21 protein-coding genes are annotated in these 24,565 nt (G+C 47.6%); all 21 read left to right on the top strand.

Annotated elements, in window-relative coordinates:
• Positions 1–2: 2 nt before the first annotated feature.
• On the top strand, positions 3–560 hold the full coding sequence (frr, locus tag ODZ53_RS00380; protein ID WP_015891724.1) for a ribosome recycling factor: 558 nt from the start codon (positions 3–5) through the stop codon (positions 558–560).
• A gap of 66 nt (positions 561–626) precedes the next feature.
• On the top strand, positions 627–1,397 hold the full coding sequence (locus ODZ53_RS00375) for an undecaprenyl pyrophosphate synthase (protein ID WP_048033430.1): 771 nt from the start codon (positions 627–629) through the stop codon (positions 1,395–1,397).
• Positions 1,398–1,414: 17 nt separating this feature from the next.
• Complete coding sequence (locus ODZ53_RS00370; RefSeq protein WP_173605009.1) at positions 1,415–2,200, top strand: phosphatidate cytidylyltransferase; 786 nt, start codon at positions 1,415–1,417, stop codon at positions 2,198–2,200.
• A gap of 40 nt (positions 2,201–2,240) precedes the next feature.
• Positions 2,241–3,389 carry a 1-deoxy-D-xylulose-5-phosphate reductoisomerase gene (locus tag ODZ53_RS00365; RefSeq protein ID WP_064202461.1) on the top strand — a complete coding sequence of 383 codons (1,149 nt, stop codon included), beginning with the start codon at positions 2,241–2,243 and terminating at the stop codon, positions 3,387–3,389.
• A gap of 43 nt (positions 3,390–3,432) precedes the next feature.
• Positions 3,433–4,698 carry an RIP metalloprotease RseP gene (gene rseP / locus ODZ53_RS00360; RefSeq protein WP_372675536.1) on the top strand — a complete coding sequence of 422 codons (1,266 nt, stop codon included), beginning with the start codon at positions 3,433–3,435 and terminating at the stop codon, positions 4,696–4,698.
• A gap of 55 nt (positions 4,699–4,753) precedes the next feature.
• Positions 4,754–5,836 carry a flavodoxin-dependent (E)-4-hydroxy-3-methylbut-2-enyl-diphosphate synthase gene (ispG, locus tag ODZ53_RS00355; protein WP_015891719.1) on the top strand — a complete coding sequence of 361 codons (1,083 nt, stop codon included), beginning with the start codon at positions 4,754–4,756 and terminating at the stop codon, positions 5,834–5,836.
• Positions 5,837–5,879: 43 nt separating this feature from the next.
• A complete protein-coding gene (locus ODZ53_RS00350; RefSeq protein ID WP_142496899.1) occupies positions 5,880–7,625 on the top strand; it encodes a proline--tRNA ligase in 1,746 nt (581 codons plus the stop codon).
• Between the two features lie 116 nt (positions 7,626–7,741).
• Positions 7,742–12,046, top strand: coding sequence for a PolC-type DNA polymerase III (locus ODZ53_RS00345; protein WP_372675535.1), 4,305 nt, complete (start codon positions 7,742–7,744; stop codon positions 12,044–12,046).
• Positions 12,047–12,213: 167 nt separating this feature from the next.
• The gene (rimP, locus tag ODZ53_RS00340) at positions 12,214–12,672 is read left to right on the top strand and encodes a ribosome maturation factor RimP (RefSeq protein ID WP_015891716.1); all 459 of its coding nucleotides are present in this window, start codon (positions 12,214–12,216) and stop codon (positions 12,670–12,672) included.
• A 53-nt stretch (positions 12,673–12,725) separates the two neighbouring features.
• A complete protein-coding gene (gene nusA, locus ODZ53_RS00335) occupies positions 12,726–13,817 on the top strand; it encodes a transcription termination factor NusA (protein WP_015891715.1) in 1,092 nt (363 codons plus the stop codon).
• A 2-nt stretch (positions 13,818–13,819) separates the two neighbouring features.
• A complete protein-coding gene (rnpM, locus tag ODZ53_RS00330) occupies positions 13,820–14,110 on the top strand; it encodes an RNase P modulator RnpM (protein WP_015891714.1) in 291 nt (96 codons plus the stop codon).
• On the top strand, positions 14,107–14,406 hold the full coding sequence (locus tag ODZ53_RS00325; protein ID WP_015891713.1) for a YlxQ family RNA-binding protein: 300 nt from the start codon (positions 14,107–14,109) through the stop codon (positions 14,404–14,406). Before rnpM ends, ODZ53_RS00325 begins: the two co-directional genes overlap by 4 nt.
• 21 nt (positions 14,407–14,427) lie before the next feature.
• A complete protein-coding gene (gene infB, locus ODZ53_RS00320) occupies positions 14,428–17,037 on the top strand; it encodes a translation initiation factor IF-2 (protein WP_199928453.1) in 2,610 nt (869 codons plus the stop codon).
• Positions 17,037–17,318, top strand: coding sequence for a DUF503 domain-containing protein (locus ODZ53_RS00315; RefSeq protein WP_007719228.1), 282 nt, complete (start codon positions 17,037–17,039; stop codon positions 17,316–17,318). Before infB ends, ODZ53_RS00315 begins: the two co-directional genes overlap by 1 nt.
• A gap of 27 nt (positions 17,319–17,345) precedes the next feature.
• Positions 17,346–17,711 carry a 30S ribosome-binding factor RbfA gene (rbfA, locus tag ODZ53_RS00310; protein ID WP_199928454.1) on the top strand — a complete coding sequence of 122 codons (366 nt, stop codon included), beginning with the start codon at positions 17,346–17,348 and terminating at the stop codon, positions 17,709–17,711.
• Positions 17,701–18,696: a DHH family phosphoesterase gene (locus tag ODZ53_RS00305; RefSeq protein WP_372675534.1), complete on the top strand. Its 996-nt coding sequence runs from the start codon at positions 17,701–17,703 to the stop codon at positions 18,694–18,696. Before rbfA ends, ODZ53_RS00305 begins: the two co-directional genes overlap by 11 nt.
• On the top strand, positions 18,689–19,615 hold the full coding sequence (gene truB / locus ODZ53_RS00300) for a tRNA pseudouridine(55) synthase TruB (protein ID WP_372675533.1): 927 nt from the start codon (positions 18,689–18,691) through the stop codon (positions 19,613–19,615). The genes ODZ53_RS00305 and truB overlap by 8 nt, the downstream gene beginning before the upstream one ends.
• Positions 19,616–19,618: 3 nt before the next feature.
• Positions 19,619–20,560, top strand: coding sequence for a bifunctional riboflavin kinase/FAD synthetase (locus ODZ53_RS00295; protein ID WP_015891709.1), 942 nt, complete (start codon positions 19,619–19,621; stop codon positions 20,558–20,560).
• A 133-nt stretch (positions 20,561–20,693) separates the two neighbouring features.
• Positions 20,694–20,963, top strand: a complete 270-nt coding sequence (rpsO, locus tag ODZ53_RS00290) for a 30S ribosomal protein S15 (RefSeq protein ID WP_015891708.1) — start codon at positions 20,694–20,696, stop codon at positions 20,961–20,963.
• A gap of 266 nt (positions 20,964–21,229) precedes the next feature.
• Positions 21,230–23,377 carry a polyribonucleotide nucleotidyltransferase gene (gene pnp / locus ODZ53_RS00285; protein WP_015891706.1) on the top strand — a complete coding sequence of 716 codons (2,148 nt, stop codon included), beginning with the start codon at positions 21,230–21,232 and terminating at the stop codon, positions 23,375–23,377.
• A 159-nt stretch (positions 23,378–23,536) separates the two neighbouring features.
• Positions 23,537–24,514 carry a polysaccharide deacetylase family protein gene (locus ODZ53_RS00280; RefSeq protein WP_372675532.1) on the top strand — a complete coding sequence of 326 codons (978 nt, stop codon included), beginning with the start codon at positions 23,537–23,539 and terminating at the stop codon, positions 24,512–24,514.
• Positions 24,515–24,565: the final 51 nt, after the last annotated feature.

Here is a 24,565-nt window from a genome sequence, read left to right as displayed (position 1 = left end):
TTATGCCACAAACTGTGCTAAATGACATGGAAGATCGCATGAATAAAGCGATCAATGCTTTGAAAAGAGATCTGTCCAGCCTGCGTGCAGGTCGTGCGAACCCAGCGATGCTGGATCGTGTTACAGTAGACTACTACGGCACTCCAACGCCGATTAGCCAATTGGCAAACATCAGTGTACCAGAACCACGTATGCTGACAATCCAGCCTTGGGATAAAACGGCGCTTAAAGAAATTGACCGTGCGCTGCAACAATCGGATTTGGGAATTTCTCCATCCAACGATGGCGTGATTATCCGCCTGATCATTCCTCCCCTCACAGAAGAGCGTCGTAAAGAGCTCGTGAAGCTGGCAGGAAAAGGTGGAGAAGAAGCAAAGGTAGCGATTCGTAACATCCGTCGTGATGCAAACGATGAAATCAAAAAGCTGGAAAAAGCTGCTACCATTTCTGAGGACGATTCCCGTCGTCATCAAGAAACCATTCAAAAAACGACGGATAAATTCATCGCCGAAGTTGACAAGATCGTTAAGGACAAAGAGAAAGACATTTTGGAAGTATAGGTAATGGTAATCCCCCTCGTTTGAGGGGGATGTACGTCTATATCTCTCATTACGGGGGAACACTTTATGTTAGAACATCTGGCGCGCAAATGGGGCCGCAAAGAAAAGCAATCGGAGCCAGCCGAGTTGGATCGTTCCGGTAAGATTCCGGAACATGTGGCGATTATTATGGATGGTAACGGTCGTTGGGCCAATAAGCGCAGTTTACCCCGGGTTGCCGGGCACCGTGCAGGAATGAAAGCAGTAAAAGAGGTCGTCAAGGCTGCTGACGAGATTGGCGTGCGTTACATGACGATGTACGCATTCTCTACCGAAAACTGGAAGCGTCCACGCGATGAAGTGGATTTTCTCATGAAACTTCCGCAGGAATTTTTGTCGACAGAATTGGATGAATTAATTGAACGAGGTGTCCGCATACGCATGCTGGGCAGTAAAAACGAGCTGCCTTCTCATACGTTGAAAGCGCTACTGGAAGCAGAAGAGAAAACGAAGGACAATAGCGGTTTGCAATTGAATTTTGCCCTGAATTACGGCGGGCGAGATGAACTTGCAAAAGCATTTTCAGTGATGGCAGCACAAGTAAAAGCAGGCGAGCTTCAACCAGAACAACTGACTGAGGAATTGATATCGAGTTACCTGTACACAAGCGAAATTCCCGATCCAGACCTCTTGATTCGTACAAGTGGAGAGATTCGCTTGAGTAACTTTATGCTGTGGCAATTAGCATATACAGAATTATGGTTTACGGACGTGCTATGGCCTGATTTTACCCGTGAACATTTTTATCAAGCAATCGTGGAATACCAAGGCCGAGCTCGTCGCTACGGGGCGGTATAGCCGAGAGGTGGAATCAGTTGAAGCAACGTATAATTACAGGCCTGATTGGTGGGGCTGCATTTCTATTATTGATGTATGCTGGTGGAGTTTGGTACTCACTATTGGTGTTTTTACTGGCTGTCATTGGCTATTTTGAATTTATGAGAATGGCTGGCATTCAGTCATTTTATTTGGCAGGATTGCTCGGATATGTATTGATGTTAAGCATTTTGTGGCCGTCTCTATTATTTTCGGATTGGCTCAGTATCAGCATGCCGGATCTGATGCTGCCCGTCATCCTGCTCTTGTTGATTTACTCCGTGTTACGGAAAAATCAGTTTCACATTGAACACGTCGCCCTTACGTTGGTGGGGGCGTTATACATAGGCTATGGTTTTACTTATATGGCCGCTACCCGAAACCTACCTGAGGGATTCATGCTTACGGTCATGGTCATTATGGGAATCTGGTCGACTGATTCGGGCGCCTATTTTGTCGGAAAAGCAATAGGTAAACGTAAACTGTGGCCAGAAATAAGTCCAAACAAGACGGTGGAAGGGGCCTTAGGCGGTCTCGCCGCTTCTGTCTTGATTGTTCTTTCCATCAATGCAAGCTTTGGACATTTTGCGATTGATCAGGCTTTGACCATCGCACTTGTTGCGGGGATCGTCGGGCAATTGGGTGATTTGGTTGAGTCGGCTTTCAAGAGACATTTCCATGTAAAAGATTCAGGGCAGCTGATCCCAGGTCATGGGGGCGTTTTGGATCGCTTTGATAGTTTTTTGCTCGTCTTTCCGGTTCTACATCTATTAGGTATTGTCTAAAACCTTTTGCATATAGAAAGAGATATAGAGGGTGAAATCCGTGAAAAAAATAGCGCTCTTAGGTTCAACGGGGTCAGTTGGAACGAGCACACTTGAAGTCGTAGGCCAGCATCCTGAGGATTTTTCAGTGGTAGCTATGGCTGCTGGAACAAACATCGATCTATTGACACTCCAGGTGGAAACATTCAAGCCCGAGCTCGTTTCTGTAGGAAATGAGAAGGCTGCCGTTGAACTGCGCGATAGATTGGCGGGCAAGTCTCAACCAGAAATCGTTTACGGGGCGGAAGGTTTGGAACTGGTTGCCCGTCATGAAGCTGCCAATTTCGTTATGACCGCTGTTGTCGGTAGTGTAGGGGTTGCACCTACACTCGCTGCGATTGAGGCGGGAAAAACAATTGGACTGGCCAACAAAGAGACACTGGTGAGCGCTGGCCCTGTCGTCATGAAACGAGCGAAAGAAAAAGGCGTATCCATTATTCCAGTAGACAGCGAGCATTCAGCTGTCTACCAATGTCTGCAAGGCGAACGTATGGAAGATGTGGCAAAGATTATTTTGACCGCATCAGGCGGTTCCTTCCGTCATCTCTCACGCGAGGATCTAGAGCAAGTGACGGTAGAGCAGGCATTGGCTCATCCGAATTGGAGCATGGGTGCAAAAATTACCATCGATTCTGCGACCATGATGAACAAAGGTTTCGAAGTGATCGAGGCTCATTGGCTGTTTGATCTACCTTATGAGCAGATCGAATGCGTTTTGCATTATGAAAGTATCATACACTCTATGGTAGAATACAAAGACAGAGCGGTCATGGCCCAACTGGGTACACCGGATATGAAGGTTCCGATTCAGTACGCCATGAGCTATCCCATCAGAAAAGAACTGCCTACGGAACCACTTGATTTGGTCAAGATCGCCACGCTTCATTTTGCAGCCATGGATTATGAGCGTTATCCTCTGTTAAAATTAGCGTATGAGTGCGGCATGGCAGGAGGTACGCATACTGCAGTACTGAATGCAGCCAATGAGGTCGCAGTTGATATGTTCTTGAAGGGAGCGATCCGTTTTTTAGATATCGAAAAGGTCGTCCGAAAAACATGCGAAGCTCACCCTGGTGTAGCGAGTCCGGAGCTTGCAGATATTTTTGCCGCTGATGAGTGGGCACGCTCTTATGCGCTCGTCTCCATCTAAGGAATATGAGTGTTAGATACTTGACAGAAAGGTGGCTGTTCACTTGCCTTTGCCCAACCTGGATTCCGTTGAATCAATTCTCGCGATTGTCGTTGTATTTGGGGTACTTGTCTTTGTGCACGAACTAGGACACTTCCTTCTGGCCAAGAAGGCAGGAATCTTATGTCGTGAATTTGCACTGGGAATGGGGCCAAAAATTTTTCGCGTGAAGCGGGGAGAAACGGAATACACCTTACGCCTGTTACCCATCGGTGGTCTCGTTCGTATGGCGGGAGAAGACCCGGAGATGGATATGTTAAAACCGCACATGGAAGTTACTGTGGAGCGGGATGCGTTAGGAAAGGTCACACATATTTTGCTCGATGGGCCAAGTTCTGGTTCTGCTCGTGCGATTACTGGTACGGTGGTACAATTCGATTTGGAGCAAAATTTAAATATCGTACTGGAACTGGACGGAGAGCAGAAGACGTTTGCTGTTCATCCACAGGCTCAGCTGGTCAAGGATGGACAAGAAGTACAGATTGCCCCTCTGAACAGGCAGTTCAAAGGCAAGACAGTTTCACAACGTTTTTGGGCGATTTTTGCAGGACCTGCAGCCAACTTTTTGCTGGCATTTGTCTTGTTTATCGTGATCGGCTTCTTGTACGGCGTGCCGAATGGCAGTTATCTGGGGAATGTGATCCCCGATGGACCTGCTGCTCAAGCTGGATTATTGCCAGGTGATAAGGTGATCGCGATTCAAGGTCAGCCTGTAACCTCATGGAAAGACGTTGTAGAGAAGATTAGCAAAGCGCCGGACCAACAATTAACATTTGAGTACGAGCGCAATGGCCAGCGTATGACTGTGCCAGTTAAAGTAGGGAAAGACGAGAACAACGTGGGTAAAATCATGGTAACTAATGCAACCACGTTTGCCCCAGGAGAAGTTCTCAAATACGGTGCAACTTCCACGTACGAGTTTACGGTGATGATCCTGAAAAGCTTGGGAATGCTCGTAACCGGGGAATACGGATTGAAGGACTTGAGTGGTCCAGTCGGTATTTTCAAGATGACTGGAGAGGTTGCCCAACAAGGTATGGCGATTCTGTTGAAATGGGCTGCTGTATTGAGCATTAACCTTGGTTTGTTCAATCTGTTGCCACTGCCAGCCTTGGATGGCGGACGTCTCGCATTCTTGGGAGTAGAGGCGCTGCGCGGTCGACCTGTTGACCCGCATAAAGAAGGAATGGTTCATTTCTTGGGCTTTGCTTTTTTGATGTTACTGATTTTGGTAGTGACTTGGAATGACCTGCAACGATTGTTCTCCTAATCACGTACTAACACGATAGAAAGAAAAACAGACATACGTAAAAGGATGGTGCAAAATGTTCAAGCGCGAGGAGACGAAACCGGTTTTTGTAGGTGGAGTGCAAATCGGGGGCCAAAAAAGCGTAGTCATCCAGTCGATGACGACAGCAGACACACGTGATGTAGAAAAAACTCTGGCGGAAATTCAGAGACTGCACGATGTCGGTTGCCAAATTGTTCGCTTGGCCGTCATCAATGAAGATGCAGCACGTGCCATCAAAAAAATTAAAGAACGCTCCCCATTGCCGCTTGTTGCCGACATTCACTTCGACCACAAGCTGGCATTGATTGCACTGGAGAGCGGGATTGATAAAATTCGGATCAACCCAGGAAACATCGGTTCGAAAGAAAAAACGCAACGCGTAGTGGAAGCGTGCCGTGAGCGCAATGTTCCGATCCGTATCGGGGTCAACTCCGGTTCTGTTGAGAAAAGACTATTGGATAAATACGGTTACCCTTCTCCGGAAGCAATCGTAGAAAGCGCGATGGACCACGTGCAAATTTTAGAAGACTTGAACTACGACAACATTGTCATTTCCTTGAAGTCTTCCGATGTTCCAACGATGATCCAAACCTATTCGTTGATGGCACAGAAACGCAACTATCCGCTGCACGTAGGTGTAACAGAAGCAGGTACACAGTTCTCTGGTAGCATTAAGTCTTCAGTTGGAATCGGAACGGTTTTGTCGATGGGCATCGGTGACACGATTCGCGTATCTCTGACGGCTGATCCTGTTGAAGAAATTAAAGTAGCGAAACAAATCCTTCGCAGCTTGGATATCGTGAACAACGATCCAGTGGTGATTGCATGCCCATCTTGCGGTCGATGCGCAATTGACCTGATCGGCTTGGCAACCAAAGTCGAGGATGCCGTTTCCACGCTGAAAGTACCGTTAAAAGTAGCGGTAATGGGCTGCGCGGTAAATGGCCCTGGTGAAGCGCGTGAAGCAGATGTCGGCGTTGCCGGCGGAAATGGCGAGGGCTTGATTTTCCGTAATGGTGAAATTGTTCGGAAAGTAAAAGAAACCGAGTTGTTTGAAGAACTGATGAAAGAAATTAACGAAATAGTAAACGAGCAAAAACCTACAACTGTAGGATAATGCACGTTGATTGCTGATAAGGCATAAGGAGGACACGCACGTGTTGAAGCAAAGTCAAATGTTGATCCCTACCCTGCGGGAAGTGCCATCCGACGCGGAGATTGCCAGCCACAAGCTGCTGCTTCGCGCTGGTATGGCCCGCCAACTGGCTTCCGGTATTTATACGTACCTGCCCCTGGCGCTCCGTTCCCTGCACAAAATCCAAGCAATTGTGCGTGAAGAAATGAATAATGCTGGGGGACAAGAGCTGTTGATGCCAGCGATGCAACCAGCTGAGCTGTGGCATCAAACTGGTCGCTGGGATGTATACGGTCCCGAGCTCGTTCGCCTGCGTGATCGTCATGATCGTCCTTTTGCCTTGGGTCCAACCCATGAAGAAGTCATTACGAGTCTCGTGCGTGATGAGATTAACTCTTACAAAAAACTCCCGATCAACCTTTATCAAATTCAAACCAAGTTCCGTGATGAAGTGCGTCCACGCTTCGGTTTGATTCGTTGCCGCGAGTTTATTATGAAGGATGCTTACTCTTTTGATACGTCACAAGAAGGTCTGGATCGCAACTTCCAGGCGATGTACGATGCGTACACAAACATCTTTACCCGAGTAGGCTTGAACTTCCGTGCAGTAGAAGCGGATGCAGGTGCAATCGGCGGAAAAGGCACTTACGAATTCATGGCGTTGTGCGACATTGGGGAAGACACGATTGCTTATTCTGAAGAAGGCGATTTTGCGGCCAACTTGGAAAAGGCAGAAGTCGTGTACAAGCCATCTGCGAAGCCAGCAACAGAAGCGCCAGCACGAGAAAAATTGCATACACCTGGCATTAAAACGATCGATCAATTGGTACAAGCACTGCAAATCGAAGCAAAGCAAATCATCAAGAGTCTCATTTATCGCGTTGACGACAAGTTGGTTATGGTTCTGGTGCGCGGTGATCATGAGATCAATGAAGTGAAGCTGAAAAACTTGTATGATGCGACGATCGTTGGACTGGCTTCTGAAGCGGATATCGTTTCAGTAACAGGAGCGCCTGCAGGATTTGTTGGCCCAGTTGGCATTGATCCTGAAAAAGTGGATATCATCGCGGATAATTTTGTTCAAGATGTTTATGATGGTGTTGTCGGTGCCAATGAAACCGACTATCATCTGACTCACGTAGTTGCTGGCCGTGATTTCACGGTTTCGAAGTACGCTGATTTGCGCAACATTACTGAAGGTGACGAGTGCCCTCGTACAGGTGGTGTTATCAAGTTCGCACGTGGTGTTGAAGTCGGTCACGTATTCAAGCTGGGTACAAAATACTCTACAGCGATGGGTGCTACGTACTTGGATGAAAACGGACGCAGTCAACCGATGATCATGGGTTGCTACGGAATCGGTGTATCTCGTACAATTGCGGCAGTGATCGAGCAGAACAATGATGAAAATGGTATCATTTGGCCAGTGTCTGTTGCACCTTTCCATGTGCATGTGATTCCGGTCAATGTTAAAGTAGAAGAGCAACGTCAAGTTAGTGAACAAATTACAGAAGCACTGCGTAAGGCTGGCATCGAAGTATTGTTTGATGATCGTCCGGAGCGCGCTGGTGTGAAGTTTAAAGACGCCGATTTGATCGGATTGCCTCTGCGTATTACGGTTTCCGATAAAGCGGCACAAGAAGGAACAGTGGAAGTGCGTATCCGCAAAAACGGTGAAACACATGATGTGAAGCTGGATCAATTGGTCGATGAAGTGAAAGGTATCCTATCTCGTGTTGACCAAACCGGAGCTGCGTTGTTCGGGAACTAGTTGCATGCAGGAATAAGAAGGATTTTGTCGAATTTTTACGGGGTACTCCCCTAGATTAAAGGGGAGTGCCTCTTTTTCTTGTTTGAACGCTCACTTATGGGGAAGGTGGGAAAAACGTGGACCGTTTACAAGAGCAAAAACATCGCTTCTCCCTATTGGTCAAGCAAATGGAAGTTCCTGACGAATGGGTGGAGCGATTTTTTCTTGATGCTCAGATTGAAAAGCTAGAGCTGTATAAGCAAAACAAAGAATGGGTTTTTCACTTTGCCCTCCCGAGAATGATACCAGCGGATGTTTATGCTGCTTTTACCAAGCGATTAACGCATACATTTTCACATCTGGCCAAAGTGGATACTCGATTTCGCTATCACCAAAAGCCCTCTCTCGATCACGTAGTTGAAGAGTATTGGGATGTCTTGCTGGCTGGGCTAGAGCCAACGCTGAACTCCTTGGCAGTTACGATGCGTCAAGCGCGTAAACAAGTCGACCAACAGGAAGTCAAGGTGTACTTGCCAACGGAGATGTCCGTTGAGGTTGCCAAGCGAAAACGAGCGGATAATGAGCTTTTGGCTGCTTTCCAGAAAGCTACGGATTGTTCGATGCGTTTTTCTTTCCATGGGGAAGAAAGCGATGACGCGTATAAAGCCTTCGAGGAGCAACGTAAAGAAGAAGAACGTGCTCTCGTCGAAGTTGTGATGACGGCTGTCCAACAAGAGGGCAAATCGTCTGATAAAGCTGAGGCTGTCACTACGCTCATGATGGGTTATGAAATCAAAGATGCGCCGATCCCGATTTGCGAGATTCAAGATGAGGAACGCCGTATTGTCATCCAAGGAACCGTGTTTAACGTAGAGGTAAAAGAGCTCCGTAGTGGGCGTCATTTGCTCACGTTCAACATTTCTGACTATACGGATTCTCTCACGGTGAAGATGTTCTCTCGCGATAAAGAAGATGTGAAAATGCTCGAATTGCTGAAAGACGGCATGTGGGTGAAAGTGCGGGGAAGTGTACAGCATGACACATTTGTACGTGATCTCGTTATGAATGCCAATGATTTGAATCAGATTGAGCAGGTTATTCGGAAAGATCAAGCGGAAGAAAAACGTGTCGAGCTTCATTGCCATACGCCAATGAGTGCACTAGATGCTGTTGCATCTGTAAAATCACTGATCTCGACGGCAGCCAAGTGGGGTCATAAAGCCATTGCTGTCACAGACCATGGTGTCGTACAGGCTTTTCCAGAGGCGTATTCCATCGCCAAAAAGAACAACATCAAATGCATTCTCGGTATGGAAGCGTACGTAGTCGAGGATGGTATCGACATCGTCTACAACCTGCAAGCAGACAATAATCTTTCCATTGATGAACATACGGAATACGTCGTGTTTGATACGGAGACGACGGGTTTAAACGCGTCAGAGCATACCATCATCGAGATCGCTGCTGTCAAAATGAAAGGCGCAGAAATTATCGACCAATGGACGGAGCTGATTGACCCGCAATTGCAAATTGGGCCAAAGACAACCGAGATTACGGGGATTACCAACGAAATGCTCCGCGGGCAAGAGACACTTGATGTGGTTCTCCGCAAGTTCAAGGATTTTACTGGTGACGCCATTCTGGTCGCACATAATGCAGAGTTTGACAAAGCGTTTATTAACGCCTGCGCCAAACGGATTGGCATGGAGCCATGGACCAATCCATTTTTAGATACGCTACCTTTGGCGCGCTTGATGTACAAAGGCATGCGCAATTATCGATTGGGGTCACTAGCGAAAAAGTTCAACGTCGAGCTCATCAATGCCCACCGTGCGTTGGACGATACCGTAGCCTTGGCTCACGTGTTCCAGCAAATGTTGAAGGACATAAAAGAAGCGGAAATCAAATCGCTAGCAGAGCTGAATGAAAAAAGTAACGAAGAGGCCGACTATAAAAGCGGACGCCCATTCCATGCGACCATTCTCGTACAAAATAAAGAGGGCCTCAAAAACCTGTACAAGCTCGTAAGTCGCTCCCATGTGGAAACATTCTTCCGTTGGCCACGAATTCAGCGAAGCCAGCTGACCAAATACCGCGAAGGCTTGTTAATTGGTACGGCCTGCAAAGACGGAGAACTCATGCAATCGATTCTCCGTGGTAAGTCACCTGAAGAACTGAAGGAAGTTGCGGCTTTTTACGACTTTATAGAAGTACAGCCGATCGCCCATTACTCACCACTGTTGCGTAATGAAGAAATTCCTTCGCTGGAGACGATGAAAGGCTACCATGAAAAGATCGTCCAAATGGGAAAAGAGCTTGGTAAGCTGGTCGTAGCTACAGGGGATGTGCACTTCCTGAATCCCCAGGATGAGATCTTCCGCGATGTTTTCTTACTGTCAAAAGGGGATCCAACCGCTGGCAATCAGCCGCCGCTGTACTTTCATACAACGGATGAGATGCTGGAGGCGTTCTCCTTTTTGGGAGAAGAGATCGCAAAAGAAATTGTCGTGACGAACACAAATGCCATCGCGGATATGATTGAGGATATCAGTCCGATTCCAGACAAGCTGTACACGCCGATCATTGAAGGGGCGGACGATGAGCTACGTCAAATGTGTTATGACAAAGCAAGGTTGTTGTATGGTGACCCCTTGCCCGAACTGGTCGAGCATCGCTTGGAAAAAGAATTGAACAGTATCATCAAGCACGGTTTCGGTGTGATTTATTTGATTTCGCAGCGTTTGGTAACGAAATCGTTGAATGATGGTTATCTGGTAGGTTCACGTGGATCTGTAGGCTCGTCTTTTGTTGCAACGATGTCTGAGATTACAGAGGTAAACCCATTGCCTCCTCATTATCGCTGCCCAAATTGCAAGCACAGCGAGTTTATTACAGATGGTTCAATCGCCTCTGGCTTTGACTTGGAGGATAAAGCATGTACACAATGTGGAACCATGTTTGCCAAGGATGGACAGGACATCCCGTTCGAGACGTTCCTCGGCTTTAAAGGAGACAAGGTACCGGATATTGACTTGAACTTCTCTGGGGATTATCAGCCGCGTGCACACAAGTACACACAAGAGCTGTTCGGAGCCGACTACGTATATCGTGCAGGAACGATTGGTACGGTTGCGGAAAAAACAGCGTATGGCTACGTGCGCAAGTATGCCGACGAACGAGGCATGACGTTGCGCAATGCGGAGATATCCCGAATCGTCAACGGCTGCACAGGTGTAAAAAGGACGACAGGGCAGCATCCGGGCGGTATTATCGTAGTTCCTGACTACATGGAAATCGAAGACTTTTGTCCGATTCAGTTCCCGGCTGATGATAATGAGTCTGAATGGCGCACAACCCATTTTGACTTCCACTCCATCCATGACAACTTGCTAAAACTCGATATTCTGGGACACGACGATCCAACCGTCATTCGTATGCTGCAAGACTTGACAGGAATGGACCCGAAGACGATTCCACTGGATGATAAAAAGACAATGTCCATCTTCAGTTCGACGGAAGCCTTGGGGGTCTCACCGGAGCAAATCGGTACGAACATGGGAACATTGGGGATTCCAGAGTTCGGAACCAAATTCGTACGACAGATGCTAGAGGACACTAAACCGACTACGTTTGCCGAGCTCGTTCAGATTTCTGGACTCTCTCACGGTACGGACGTTTGGTTGAACAATGCGCAGGACTTGATCCGCAATGGTACTTGCAAGCTGCCAGACGTAATTGGTTGTCGTGACGATATCATGGTGTATTTGATCTATAAAGGGCTAGAGCCATCTCGTGCCTTTAAGATCATGGAGTCCGTGCGTAAAGGTAAAGGGGTTCCTGAGGATGATCAGGAAGAAATGCGCAATAACAATGTGCCAGAATGGTATATACAGTCGTGCCAACGGATCAAGTACATGTTCCCGAAGGCGCATGCGACTGCCTACGTCATGATGGCTGTACGGATCGCCTATTTCAAGGTTCATCGACCTCTGGAGTTTTACGCGACGTACTTCACAGTTCGTGCGGATGACTTTGACATCCCACTGATGGTCAAAGGCTCAGCGGCAATCAAGCAAAAGATTGAAGAGATCGAGGGCAAGGGACATGATGCACAGCCAAAAGAAAAGGCATTGCTGACTGTTTTGGAGATGGCGTTGGAAATGATAGAGCGGGGCTTCCGCTTTGTCAATGTTGATTTGTACAAATCGGACGCTACTCGCTTCTTGATCGAAGGTGATTCTCTCATCGCTCCATTCAACGCCCTGCCTGGTTTAGGGACGAACGCAGCGATCAGTATCGTGCAAGCGAGAGAGCAAGGGGAGTTTTTGTCCAAGGAGGACCTCCTATCCCGATCCCGCATCTCCAAGACTATTTTGGAGTTCTTGGACGAGCAAGGTGCTTTGCAAGGATTGCCAGAATCCAACCAGCTATCCTTGTTCTAAGGCGTGCAGTCAAGGCTTACAGTCATCCAAAGGTTGTCAGCGAAGGGCTGTTATGCTATAATTTTTTTGGAAATACTGGTTTTATACGCATGGCTGATCGAGAGTGGGGAAACCCACTCTTTCTTTCTGGCTACACCTCATGGTTCAAATGAGAAGGAGGTACTTGCTTGAGCAAGGTAACAGGCATCGTCACTGAACTCATCACGCCCATTGTTGAAGAAGTGGGCCTGGAGCTAGTTGACATCGAGTACAAAAAGGAAGGCAGCAACTGGTTTCTGCGCGTGTTTATCGACAATGAAACTGGCAACATCGACATTGATGACTGCCGCCTTGTCAGCGAGAAGCTGAGCGAAAAACTTGACGAAGTAGATCCCATCCCTACGGCATACTTTTTAGAAGTATCTTCGCCGGGTGCTGAGCGCCCATTACGCAAGGATAAGGATTTCACGAAAGCTGTCGGCAGAAATGTGCATATCACAACAAAAGAGCCAATAGAAGGTGCAACCACGTTCGAAGGCGAACTGGTATCCTATGAGGATGGCAAGCTGACAGTTAAAGAAGCAAAGAAAACGTATGTAATTTCCCAAGAGCAAATTGACACGGCTAGAATGGCAATTATTTTTTAGTTGTCGCGGTCTGTGTTAGCCCGTGGTTAGTAAAGGAGGAGGCAACGAAAGTCATGAACGGCGATTTTATCGAGGCTTTAGAAGCCATTGAGAGAGAGAAAGGCATCACCAAAGACGTACTGATTGAGGCCATCGAAGCGGCTCTTATCTCTGGATACAAACGTAACTTCAACTCGGCCCAAAATGTGCGGGTGGATGTAAATCGTCATTCAGGTATGGTGCGTGTATATGCGCGGAAGAGCGTAGTCGAAGAGGTTTTAGATCCGCGCCTAGAGATCTCTCAAGAAGCAGCACAAGAAATCGATCCTAACTTCCGTCTGGAGGACATCGTCGAAATCGAGGTAACGCCTCGTGATTTCGGTCGTATTGCTGCTCAGACAGCGAAGCAAGTGGTTACGCAGCGCATTCGCGAAGCGGAGCGCGGTTTGATCTACAGCGAGTTTATCGAGCGTGAAGACGATATCGTAACAGGCGTCGTTCAGCGTATGGACGCTCGCAATTATTACATTGATCTGGGTAAGGCGGAAGCCGTTATGCCGATCACCGAAAAAATGCCATCCGAAGATTTTAAATCACAAGATCGTGTGAAGGCATACATCATCAAAGTAGAGAAAACCACTAAAGGACCGCAAATCGTCGTTTCCCGTACTCACCCGGGGCTTTTGAAGCGTCTCTTCGAATTAGAAGTGCCAGAAATATATGACGGTGTGGTTGAAATCAAATCTGTTGCACGTGAAGCGGGTGATCGCTCAAAGATCGCTGTGCATTCCATCAACGCAGATGTTGATCCAGTAGGGGCTTGTGTCGGTCCAAAGGGCATGCGCGTCCAAACGATCGTTACAGAGCTGAAAGGCGAAAAGATCGACATTGTTCGTTGGTCTGAAGATCCGGCCGAGTACGTAGCCAATGCACTCAGCCCAGCAAAAGTGCTGCATGTAGAGGTTAACGTAGCGGAGAAGGTTACACGTGTGATCGTTCCTGATTATCAATTGTCTCTGGCGATTGGTAAGCGCGGTCAAAACGCACGCCTGGCAGCCAAGCTGACTGGCTGGAAGATCGATATCAAGAGCGAGTCCCAAGCCGACCAAGAAGGCATCGCTTATCCAAAAGAAGTAGAGAGCGATGAAGGGACGGACAACGAATAATCATGAAGCAAAAAAAGATCCCGTTGCGTAAGTGCATTGTTTGCCAAGGAATGTTTCCGAAAAAGGAATTAATCCGCGTTGTCCGGACGCCAGAAGAAGAGATCGTCATTGATCTTACTGGAAGGGCGGCGGGACGCGGTACCTATGTGTGTCGGCAGGAAAGCTGTCTGAAGCCGGATGCGTTCGCATCGGGAAAATGGAAAAAAGTGCTGGAACGTGCCCTCAATATGTCCATCTCCCAAGAAAAGTATGATGCTTTCCGTGAGAAATGGCTGGAGATGGTGGGAAAATGACCCCAAAAGCAGCACAATTACTCGGATTAGCGATGCGTGCGAGAAAGATCGTTAGTGGGGAGGGGCTGGTCATTACTGCTGTTCGTAATGGGCAGGCTCGCCTGGTATTGCTCGCATCAGATGCATCAGACAATACCGCCAAGAAAGTAAAGGATAAATGTTCCTATTACGGTGTCTCATGTGTAACCACTGGCGACCGACATTCATTGGGACACGCAATCGGAAAAGATGGGCGCGTTACCGTGGCGGTAACCGATGGGAAATTGGCCGAAAGCATTCAGCGTCTGCTCACCTAACTTAGAAAGGGTGAAGTATATTTGAAGACACGTGTGTATGAGTATGCCAAACAGCACAACATGAGCAGTAAGGAAATCCTCAATTTGCTAAAACGATTGAATATAGAAGTAGCAAATCATATGAGTATCATGGAAGAAGGGACGATCAAGCGGATCGAGGATCACATGGCCAAATTGCGTTCTGGTGCCAAACCGGAGCAGCGTAATACGCCAAGTGATGCAAGACCCAAGCAAACGGAAGATCAACAACGCCCCAACGACTCCAGAGGACAACTGAACAAGCCCCAGCAACAAGCGGGGCAAACTCAAACGGTTAGAAATGACAGACCAAACAGCGATCGTGGAGGAAGCACATCAAACATCAATCGTCCAGCTAACAACAGTGCGAGTGCCAATTCCGATCAGCAAAGTCCTCAGCATGGAAAAAATCAGGGGAAGAATCAGGAGAGAAAACCAAACAATATGAGAAGTCAACCCGCAAAGCCGAATGACCGTAAGCCACAAGGCCAAGGACAACAAAGACCACAAGGCCAAGGACAACAAAGACCACAGGGTCAAGGACAACAACGACCACAGGGTCAAGGACAACAAAGACCACAGAACAATCAGCAACGACCACAAAACCAACAGCGTCCTGCACAACAACCTGTTGCTAATCAAACAGAGGGACAAGAATTTGAAGATAAAGTAAATCTTCCATCCAATGTTGGTACAGAAAAACGTGAGAAAATCAAAAAAGGTCCACAGACTCAAAAGACTTTTGAAGATAACAAGAAGAGTCAGCCTTTCCGTGGCGGTGGTAATAACCGCTATAACCAAAATAATCGCCGTGGCAATAACAATCGTGGTGGTCAAAAAGCTCCACGTCCAGTTTTTGACCCACCTACAAAAATTACCTTTACGGAGTCTTTGACCGTAAACGAATTGGCTGTAAAACTACGCAAAGAACCAGCAGAAGTCATCAAAAAGCTGTTTAATTTGGGAATCATGGCAACGATTAACCAGTACCTTGACCGTGAAGCCATCGAACTCATTTGCGCAGATTATGGCATTGAAGTCGAAGAAAAAATCATCATTGATGAAACCAACTTCGAAACATTGGAAGAAGTAGATGCACCAGAAAGCCTGATGGAGCGCCCGCCAGTTGTTACGATCATGGGTCACGTTGACCACGGGAAAACAACATTGCTCGATGCGATCCGCTCTACCAACGTGGTAGCAGGAGAAGCAGGTGGAATTACCCAGCACATTGGTGCCTACCAAGTCGAGATCAAAGGAAAGAAAATTACTTTCCTGGATACTCCAGGTCACGCGGCCTTCACAACTATGCGTGCTCGTGGTGCTCAAATTACAGACATTACCATTCTGGTAGTTGCAGCAGATGATGGTGTTATGCCGCAAACCGTAGAGGCAATCAGCCATGCAAAAGCAGCAAATGTTCCTATCATCGTAGCGGTAAACAAGATTGATAAACCAGAAGCCAATATGGATCGTATCAAACAAGAACTGACCGAGTACGAACTGGTTGCCGAAGAGTGGGGCGGCGAGACGATTTTCTCCCCATTGTCCGCTAAACAGCGTACAGGTATCGAAGAACTGCTCGAGTACATCTTGCTCGTATCCGAGGTTCAAGAACTGAAAGCAAACCCAGACAAGCGCGCTCGCGGTACCGTTGTAGAAGCTGAGCTTGACAAGGGACGCGGTCCAGTTGCAACCATTCTGGTACAACAAGGTACCCTGCGCGTTGGTGACCCGATTGTAGTAGGTTCCGCATTCGGACGTGTACGTGCAATGGTGAACGACAAAGGACGTCGTCTGAAGGAAGCGGGTCCATCTACACCAGTAGAAATCACTGGTCTGAATGATGTACCACAAGCTGGTGACCAATTCCGTGTCTTTGAAGACGAGAAAAAGGCGCGCGCAATCGGGGAAGCACGTGCATCCAAGCAGCGTGAATCCGAGCGTCGTGAAAGCTCCCGCGTTTCTTTGGATGACTTGTTCCAGCACATTCAAGAAGGCGACATCAAAGAGCTGAACCTGATTGTAAAAGGTGACGTACAAGGTTCTGTAGAAGCTCTGCGCGGTTCTTTGGAAAAAATCGATGTCAACGGTACACGTGTGAAAATCATTCATACAGGTGCTGGGGCGATTACGGAATCTGATGTTACGTTGGCAAATGCATCGAATGCGATCATCATTGGCTTCAACGTGCGTCCTGAACCGAATGCACGCAGCATGGCTGAACAAGAGAAGATCGACATTCGCCTGCACCGTGTCATCTACACTGTAATCGAAGAGATCGAGTCTGCTCTCAAAGGGATGCTTGATCCAGTCTTCAAAGAAAACATTATCGGCCAAGCTGAGATTCGTGAAGTGTTCAAAGTATCCAAAGTCGGAAACATTGCAGGTTGCTATGTGACTGAAGGTAAATTGAGCCGCGATGCTGGTGCACGTTTGATCCGTGAAGGCATTGTGATTTATGAAGGTAAGCTTGATACCCTCAAGCGCTTCAAAGATGATGCGAAAGACGTTGCAGCAGGCTATGAGTGCGGTCTGACTTTGGAACGCTTCAATGACCTCAAAATCGGCGACGTAGTCGAAGCATTCGTCATGGTTGAAGTGAAACAATAATGATAGCAGGTGTGCAGATTGAACTGTTTCTGCCCGCTAGCCAAAACCTGAAAGAAAAACGAGCCATCGTCAAAAGTCTGATCGGCAAGCTGCGGAGCCGATTTAACGTCTCCGCAGCAGAGGTGGCTTATCTCGAGCAATGGCAGCGTACCGTGTTGGGTATCGCTGCCGTTGCTAATGAGATCTCTTTTTTACAACAAGAAATGCAGACTGTCGTTCGATTTGTAGAGAACCATCCAGATGTAGAGTTGATTCGTGTGGATACGGAATACTACGATTAATGAACAGTCAGCGGAGGTGAAAAATCGATGAATAAAACACGGATTAGCCGCGTAGGCGAAGAAATCAAAAAAGAGCTGAGCCTCGTATTGCAGCGTGGACTCAAAGATCCTCGTGTCGGTTTTGTAACAGTAACAGATGTAGAGGTAAGCAGTGACCTGCAATTGGCGAAGGTTTATGTCAGCATTTTTGGCAGTGAGGAAGAGCGTAAAGCTTCTCTTGCTGGTTTGACAAAAGCAAAAGGTTATTTGCGTACGGAGATCGGGAAACGCGTAAAGCTGCGTCACATTCCTGATTTTGTATTCAAGCTGGACGAGTCCATTGACTACGGCAGCAAAATTGAATCAATCCTGCGGGAAATCTCCACAGAGGGAGAGAAACAGGATGAATCCTAATCAAGTAGCAGTACAGGAAGCGGCGCGGTTTATGCAGGAGCACGACCGCTTCCTGGTTCTTTCTCATGTAAGTCCTGACGGAGATGCTACAGGATCTGCTTTGGGAGTCGTGCTCATGCTGGAGCAATTGGGAAAAGAGTATGTGGTTGTAAACGAAGGGGAAACACCGATCAAGTTTAACTTCTTGCCGCGGTTTGACCGTCTTTATAACCTGCGCAAACAACCACTGAACGAGACGTTCGGGGCCGTAATCGCTGTAGACTGCGCGGATGAGTCGCGGATGGGCGATGTACGGTCTTTATTTGCGTCTGGCGCTGCTTTGCTGAATATCGATCACCACCCGACCAACGATCATTTTGGAACGGTCAATCTGATTCGTCCGGATGCAGCCGCAACAGCAGAAATTTTGTTTGATGTTGCAGAAGCAGCAGGGGTTTCTTTCGACGAAGAGCTTGCGCTGTGCATCTATACCGGCCTTCTGACAGATACAGGTGGTTTCCGCTATTCCAATACATCACCGCGCGTCATGGAAATCGCTGCCCAATTACTTGGTTACGGTGTGAAGCCAGGAGACGTAGCAGAACGGTGTCTGGAGGAAATTACTTTTGCCCATGTGAAAGTACTGCGACGCGCTCTGCAAACCTTGCAACTATCCCATCAAAATCTGGTTGCCTCTATCACTGTTTCAACCGCAGATTTTGCCGAACTGGGTGCAGAGCGGGAAGATGCCGGTGGATTGGTGAATTACTGCCGCAACATTGAGGGAGTCGAGGTAGGCGTTTCTTTTGTGGAAGCGGAACCAGGAGTGGTCAAGGTGAGCATGCGTGCTCGCGATCGGGTTGACGTAGCTGTCATTGCGAAGCAACTCGGTGGCGGTGGACACGCAAAAGCAGCAGGATGTACGATCAAAGGACCACTTTTAGAAGTACAGAAAAAAGTATGGATTGTGCTGGATGATGCAGTAGGAGTGAAATTCGATGAGTAACGTGAACGGCGTGCTGGTTATCGACAAGCCAGCTGGAATGACTTCCCATGATTGTGTAGCACGTATTCGTCGATTGTATGGAACGAAAAAAGTGGGGCATACGGGTACACTTGATCCAGATGTGACGGGTGTACTCCCCATTTGTGTGGGACACGCAACGAGGCTGGTTGAATATTTGCAAGAGCTGCCTAAGCGTTATGATGTAGTCATGCGCCTAGGCTCTACGACCACAACGGAAGATGCTTCTGGAGAAGTGGTGGAGCAAGCTGGAGTAGATGCAGCATCGATTACGACGGAGCGTATTCAAGCGCTGTTCGAATCCTTTTTGGGTGAAATGGAGCAGGTACCTCCGATGTTCTCTGCGGTAAAGGTAAACGGCAAGCGGCTGTACGACCTGGCTCGTGAAGGCACGGTGATCGAGCGGCAGGCACGGAAAGTGACGCTCTATGAGCTGACGCTTCATAAGATTAGCGTGGATGGGGACACTGTCGATGTGGCATTTACGTGCACGTGCTCCAAAGGCACATACATGCGTACCTTATGTGTTGACCTCGGACGCGCTCTGGGTTATCCTGCCCATATGAAGCTGTTGCGGCGAATTAAAAGTGGCCCGTTCCAGGAGCAAGAGGCAATCCCCCTCCAGCAAATCGAGGAACAGGCAGCAAGCGGGGAAGATATTTCCCGTCACTTGGTCTCCATCCCCCAGGCAATCTCATTCTTACCATCGTTTCAGGTCAAGCCAGAACGGATCAAAGCAGTACGGAATGGACTTGCGACTGCACTTCCGGGCGTCACTGCGGAGGAAGGAAGTTTGATTTGCTTGTTTGCGGGGGAAGATTTACTTGGCATTCATCGTGTATGCTGTGGAGACAAAGGACTTTTCGCCAAACCAGAAAAAGTCTTTCCAGCCGAGGTGTAATCCGTGAAAACGATCTACCTAACATACCCGTTTCCGTCTGATCTGCAAGCGAATCCTTGTGCGATTGCACTGGGATACTTTGATGGTGTACATATTGGGCATCGCCGTGTAATCCAAAAGGCGATTGATACAGCGAAAGCAAACGGATGGCAAAGTACGGTAGTGACCTTTGATCCGCATCCACGTGAAGTATTGGGGCAAAGCGGTTATACCCGCTATTTGACACCACTTGCAGACAAGCTCGAGCAGTTCGAAAAGATGGGCGTAGACACTACATATGTGATGAAGTTCGACATTAGCTTTGCCGCTATTTATCCAGAAGATTTCATCACAGAGTGCCTTCTTCCATTGGAATGCCGCCATATTGTCGTTGGTTTCGACTACACCTTTGGTTATCGCGGGATGGGGACTGCCCATACCTTGCAAGAAATGAGCAAAGGTCGCTATGGACTCGACATCGTGGGTCCGGTAAATCGCTTGGGTGAAAAAGTGAGCAGTACAATCATCCGTGAATACCTCCATCATGGGGATGTCGAGCAGGTTCGCCATTTGCTAGGTCGCTCCTACAAAGTGCGCGGAACAGTCGTGCATGGTGACAAACGCGGTCGAACCATTGGCTTTCCTACAGCGAACGTTCAAGTGAATCAGCCTTACTTGATCGGAAAGAATGGGGTCTACGGCGTTCGCTTTACCGTGGATGAACAAAGCTACTATGGCGTCATGAACGTTGGGATCAAGCCAACATTCGAACTGGAGAAAAAAGAAAAGTCACTAGAAGTGCACATTTTTGAGTTCTCTGGTGAAATCTATGACAAAGAAGTAGAGGTAGAGTTCTTGTTCTACATCCGAGAAGAACAGAAATTTGCTGGAGTCGATGCACTCATCGCGCAAATAGGACGAGATGTTCAAACGGCGAAGCAAAAATTCGCGGAAGGAATCTCGTAAAGGATTCTCTTTGCTTTTCACAAAATGGTATGCTATAATTCAAAACGTTGTACAGATAACCGTAGCTTGGCTGTCCGATTCTCACCGACGGCAGACTCGGCGAACGGTATAAAAAATGAGGAGGTGAGTCATGATGGCATTGACTCAAGAACGTAAAACTCAACTGATTCAAGAGTTCCGTACTCATGAGAACGACACCGGTTCACCGGAAGTGCAAATCGCTATCTTGACCGAAAACATTAACAATCTGAACGGACACTTGCGTACGCACAAGAAAGATCACCACAGCCGTCGTGGTCTCTTGAAAATGGTTGGTCAACGTCGTAACCTGTTGACATACCTGCGTGAAGCAGATGTTCAACGCTATCGTTCGGTTGTAGACCGTCTGGGTCTGCGCCGCTAATCAGCGTCTTGTAAAAAGCGGGTTCTACCCGCTTTTTCTATCGTGTAGGAGGGCTTAGCGTAGAAATGCGCTAAGCCCATCCGAAACGAGTAAAAGGCTTGTGCCGTATCTGTTAGTTTCAATTAGCTTCAAAAGAAGCTTTTTTTATTATCTAGAAAGACTGCCAAAGGTAGCCATTTAATTTTTATCTTGGCAGGAAATAATACATATAGGTAGAAAACAAAGTGTGTAAACGCACATTGTTGTGAAGGAGGACTGCTAGCATCATGGAGCAACAATACCGTACATATGACTTCGAACTGGCAGGCCGAAAACTGACCCTGGAATTTGGCAAAATGGCTAAACAGGCGCATGGTTCGGTCTTGGTTCGTTACGGCGATACAGCAATCCTGTCCGCAGTTACAGTCTCGAAGGAACCAAAACCACTTGATTTCTTTCCATTGACTGTCAACTATGAGGAGCGTCTCTACGCGGTTGGGAAAATTCCTGGCGGCTTTATTAAAAGAGAAGGACGCCCAAGCGAAAAGGCGATTTTGGCCAGCCGCTTGATTGACCGCCCTGTCCGCCCTCTTTTTGCAGAAGGATTCCGTAACGATGTACAAATCGTAAATACTGTTCTGTCTGTGGATCAAGACTGCTCACCTGAAATCGCTGCGATGATCGGTACTTCCGCAGCGCTATGCGTCTCGGAGATTCCTTTTGAAGGTCCGATTGCAGGAGTAATCGTAGGACGAATTGACGGAGAGTTCGTCATTAACCCTACAGTAGCTCAAGCAGAGAAAAGCGATATTCACCTGACTGTCGCAGGTACGCATAAAGCGATTAACATGGTGGAAGCAGCTGCGAACCAAGTACCGGAAGCAATCATGCTCGAAGCGATCATGGCTGGTCATGACGTGATTAAGCAACTGGTAGAATTCCAGAACATGATCGTGTCCGAAATTGGCAAGCAAAAGATGGAAGTCATCTTGCATGAGGTTGATCCTGAAATCGATCAAGCTGTACGTGCATATGCGGAAGCTCGCTTGAAAGAAGCTGTTCGCATCGAGGAAAAACAAGCACGCTACGATGCCATTGACGATATCAAGGCAGAAACCAAAGAGCATTTTGCAGCCAAGGATGCTGAGGCATATCCAGAGCAGGAAAAGATGATTAGCGAAGTACTTGGCAATATTGTCAAGGACGAGGTTCGCCGTCTGATTACTGACGAGAAAGTTCGCCCTGATGGACGAGCTCTGAACGAAATCCGTCCGCTGTCCAGTGAGACAACCATTCTTTCCCGTACACATGGCTCTGCTATGTTTACCCGCGGTCAGACGCAAGCACTGAGCGTTTGTACATTGGGCGCGCTGGGAGATGTTCAAATTCTCGATGGACTCGGTCTGGAAGAATCGAAGCGCTTTATGCACCACTACAACTTCCCGCCGTATAGCGTGGGTGAAGCACGTCCGTTGCGTCCTCCGGGTCGTCGTGAAATCGGACATGGTGCGTTGGGTGAGCGTGCAATCGAGCCGATTATTCCATCTGAGGTTGAGTTCCCTTACACCATTCGTCTCGTATCAGAAGTAATTGAATCCAACGGTTCCACATCCCAAGCGTCGATTTGCGCGAGCGTACTCGCCTTGATGGATGCAGGTGTACCGATCAAAGCACCAGTAGCAGGTATTGCGATGGGCTTGATCATGAGCAAAGATGAGAAATCTTTCTCGATCCTGACTGATATTCAAGGTATGGAAGATCATTTGGGAGATATGGATTTCAAAGTAGCGGGTACAGAGGCTGGTGTAACAGCTATCCAAATGGACATCAAAATTTCCGGTATCAACCGTGAGATTTTAGAGTTGGCTTTGGAACAGGCGCGTGTAGGTCGTTTGCACATTCTGAACCATATGATGAGCACGATTTCCGAACCACGTAAAGAACTGTCTCCTTATGCACCAAAAATCATGACCATGACGATCAATCCGGAGAAAATTCGCGATGTAATCGGTCCACAAGGTCGTGTCATTAATAAGATTATCGAAGAAACCGGCGTAAAAATCGACATCGAACAAGATGGACGTGTCTTCATCGCATCCATCAACCACGAAGCGAATCTGCGCGCGAAACAAATCATTGAAGATCTGGTTCGTGAAGTAGCTGTTGGTCAGGTGTACCTGGGAACAGTAAAACGTGTAGAGAAGTACGGTGCGTTTATCGAGTTGTTCGCAGGTAAAGAGGGCTTGTGCCACATCTCTCAACTGGCAGAAGAGCGTGTAGCCAAAACAGAAGATGTTGTCGCAGTTGGTGATAAAGTACAAGTGAAAGTGACCGAGATCGACGACCAAGGTCGTGTGAATCTCTCACGCAAAGCAGTTTTGAAAGAACAAGCTGCTGCGGAACAAGCTGCTGAAACACCAACAAAAGCAGAATAAAGAAAAACAAAAGGCTTCGTCACTCGAAGAAATTCGTGTACGGAAGCTTTTTTCTTTTCTATGCCAGAATACTCCCGTTTCGTATGTCTAAGTCGTCCCATCCTCTCATACATTGGACAAGAGAGACTCGTACGATCGATAGAGGAGGGCGACGCCCTAATGACGAATAGGACCAGGAGACTTTTGTTCATATTTATATATGGAGCAGCGCTGATTGTTCTCTTGAATTATCAGCCTATTCATCATTACATTAACACGATCAAAAATGTCCACGTAGTGACTGGGGATCGAAACGAAAATGAAAAAGCGCGTTTACGGGCGCAGATTGAAAAGTGGCGAGAGGGCCGAGAGGAAGAGCCGATCGATGCCGTCGTTGATCAGACGTGGAAGGCGATTCCCGGCTATAATGGACGTGTAGTCGATGTAGAAGAATCGCTCAATAAAATGCTGGCTGCGGGTGTGTTTAGCCCGGATTTGCTCGTATACAAGGAAGTACCTCCAGCGGTTTCACTTGAGCAATTGGGAGCACAACCCATCTATCGAGGAAATCCAAATAAACCAGCGATATCTTTCATGATCAACGTGGCTTGGGGAAATGAGTATCTCGACTCGATGCTCAATACACTCGATAAACATAAGGTAAAGACAACGTTCTTTCTGGATGGCTCTTGGGTAAAACGTTACCCCGAAGAAGCAAAAAAGATCATGGCACGTGGCCATGAGATTGGTAATCATGCGTATTCCCATCCCGATATGAACACGCTGGGAACACAGAGGATTCATCAAGAGATAAGTCGTACGCAAGATGTTATTTTTAAAACGCTGGAAGTGAAGCCTACCCTGTTTGCTCCGCCATCTGGTGCTTTTAACCAACGCGTTGTACAAATCGCGGACTCGTCTTTTCAAATGAAGACGATTCTATGGACGGCAGATACAATTGACTGGCAGAAACCATCGCCTGCTTATGTGATCAATAAAATAAGCCGGAAAATGGAGAACGGTGTCCTCGTGCTCATGCACCCTACGTCTACCTCCGAGGCGAGTTTAGATCAACTTTTGACGATCGCCAAAAAGAAGGGGCTACAGCCGACGACTGTTTCGGAGGTTATATCGAGTCGTAGACTCCCGTCACCGTAAATACATGTTCATTTATTGTGGAGACAAAGGAAGTTTGCTATAGTTAGACGT

It is taken from the genome of Brevibacillus sp. BD137 (assembly GCF_041644655.1).
Lineage (GTDB): Bacteria > Bacillota > Bacilli > Brevibacillales > Brevibacillaceae > Brevibacillus > Brevibacillus brevis_D.
This window is presented reverse-complemented; position numbering and strand designations above follow the sequence as displayed.

Coding starts and splice junctions, on each gene's coding strand:
- pnp (WP_015891706.1), top strand. CDS start 21,230: ATGGAGCAACAATACCGTACATATGACTTCGAACTGGCAGGCCGAAAA.
- ODZ53_RS00305 (WP_372675534.1), top strand. CDS start 17,701: ATGAATCCTAATCAAGTAGCAGTACAGGAAGCGGCGCGGTTTATGCAG.
- ODZ53_RS00280 (WP_372675532.1), top strand. CDS start 23,537: ATGACGAATAGGACCAGGAGACTTTTGTTCATATTTATATATGGAGCA.
- rnpM (WP_015891714.1), top strand. CDS start 13,820: ATGAAGCAAAAAAAGATCCCGTTGCGTAAGTGCATTGTTTGCCAAGGA.
- nusA (WP_015891715.1), top strand. CDS start 12,726: ATGAACGGCGATTTTATCGAGGCTTTAGAAGCCATTGAGAGAGAGAAA.
- truB (WP_372675533.1), top strand. CDS start 18,689: ATGAGTAACGTGAACGGCGTGCTGGTTATCGACAAGCCAGCTGGAATG.
- ODZ53_RS00325 (WP_015891713.1), top strand. CDS start 14,107: ATGACCCCAAAAGCAGCACAATTACTCGGATTAGCGATGCGTGCGAGA.
- rbfA (WP_199928454.1), top strand. CDS start 17,346: ATGAATAAAACACGGATTAGCCGCGTAGGCGAAGAAATCAAAAAAGAG.
- rpsO (WP_015891708.1), top strand. CDS start 20,694: ATGGCATTGACTCAAGAACGTAAAACTCAACTGATTCAAGAGTTCCGT.
- ODZ53_RS00375 (WP_048033430.1), top strand. CDS start 627: ATGTTAGAACATCTGGCGCGCAAATGGGGCCGCAAAGAAAAGCAATCG.
- frr (WP_015891724.1), top strand. CDS start 3: ATGCCACAAACTGTGCTAAATGACATGGAAGATCGCATGAATAAAGCG.
- ODZ53_RS00315 (WP_007719228.1), top strand. CDS start 17,037: ATGATAGCAGGTGTGCAGATTGAACTGTTTCTGCCCGCTAGCCAAAAC.
- ispG (WP_015891719.1), top strand. CDS start 4,754: ATGTTCAAGCGCGAGGAGACGAAACCGGTTTTTGTAGGTGGAGTGCAA.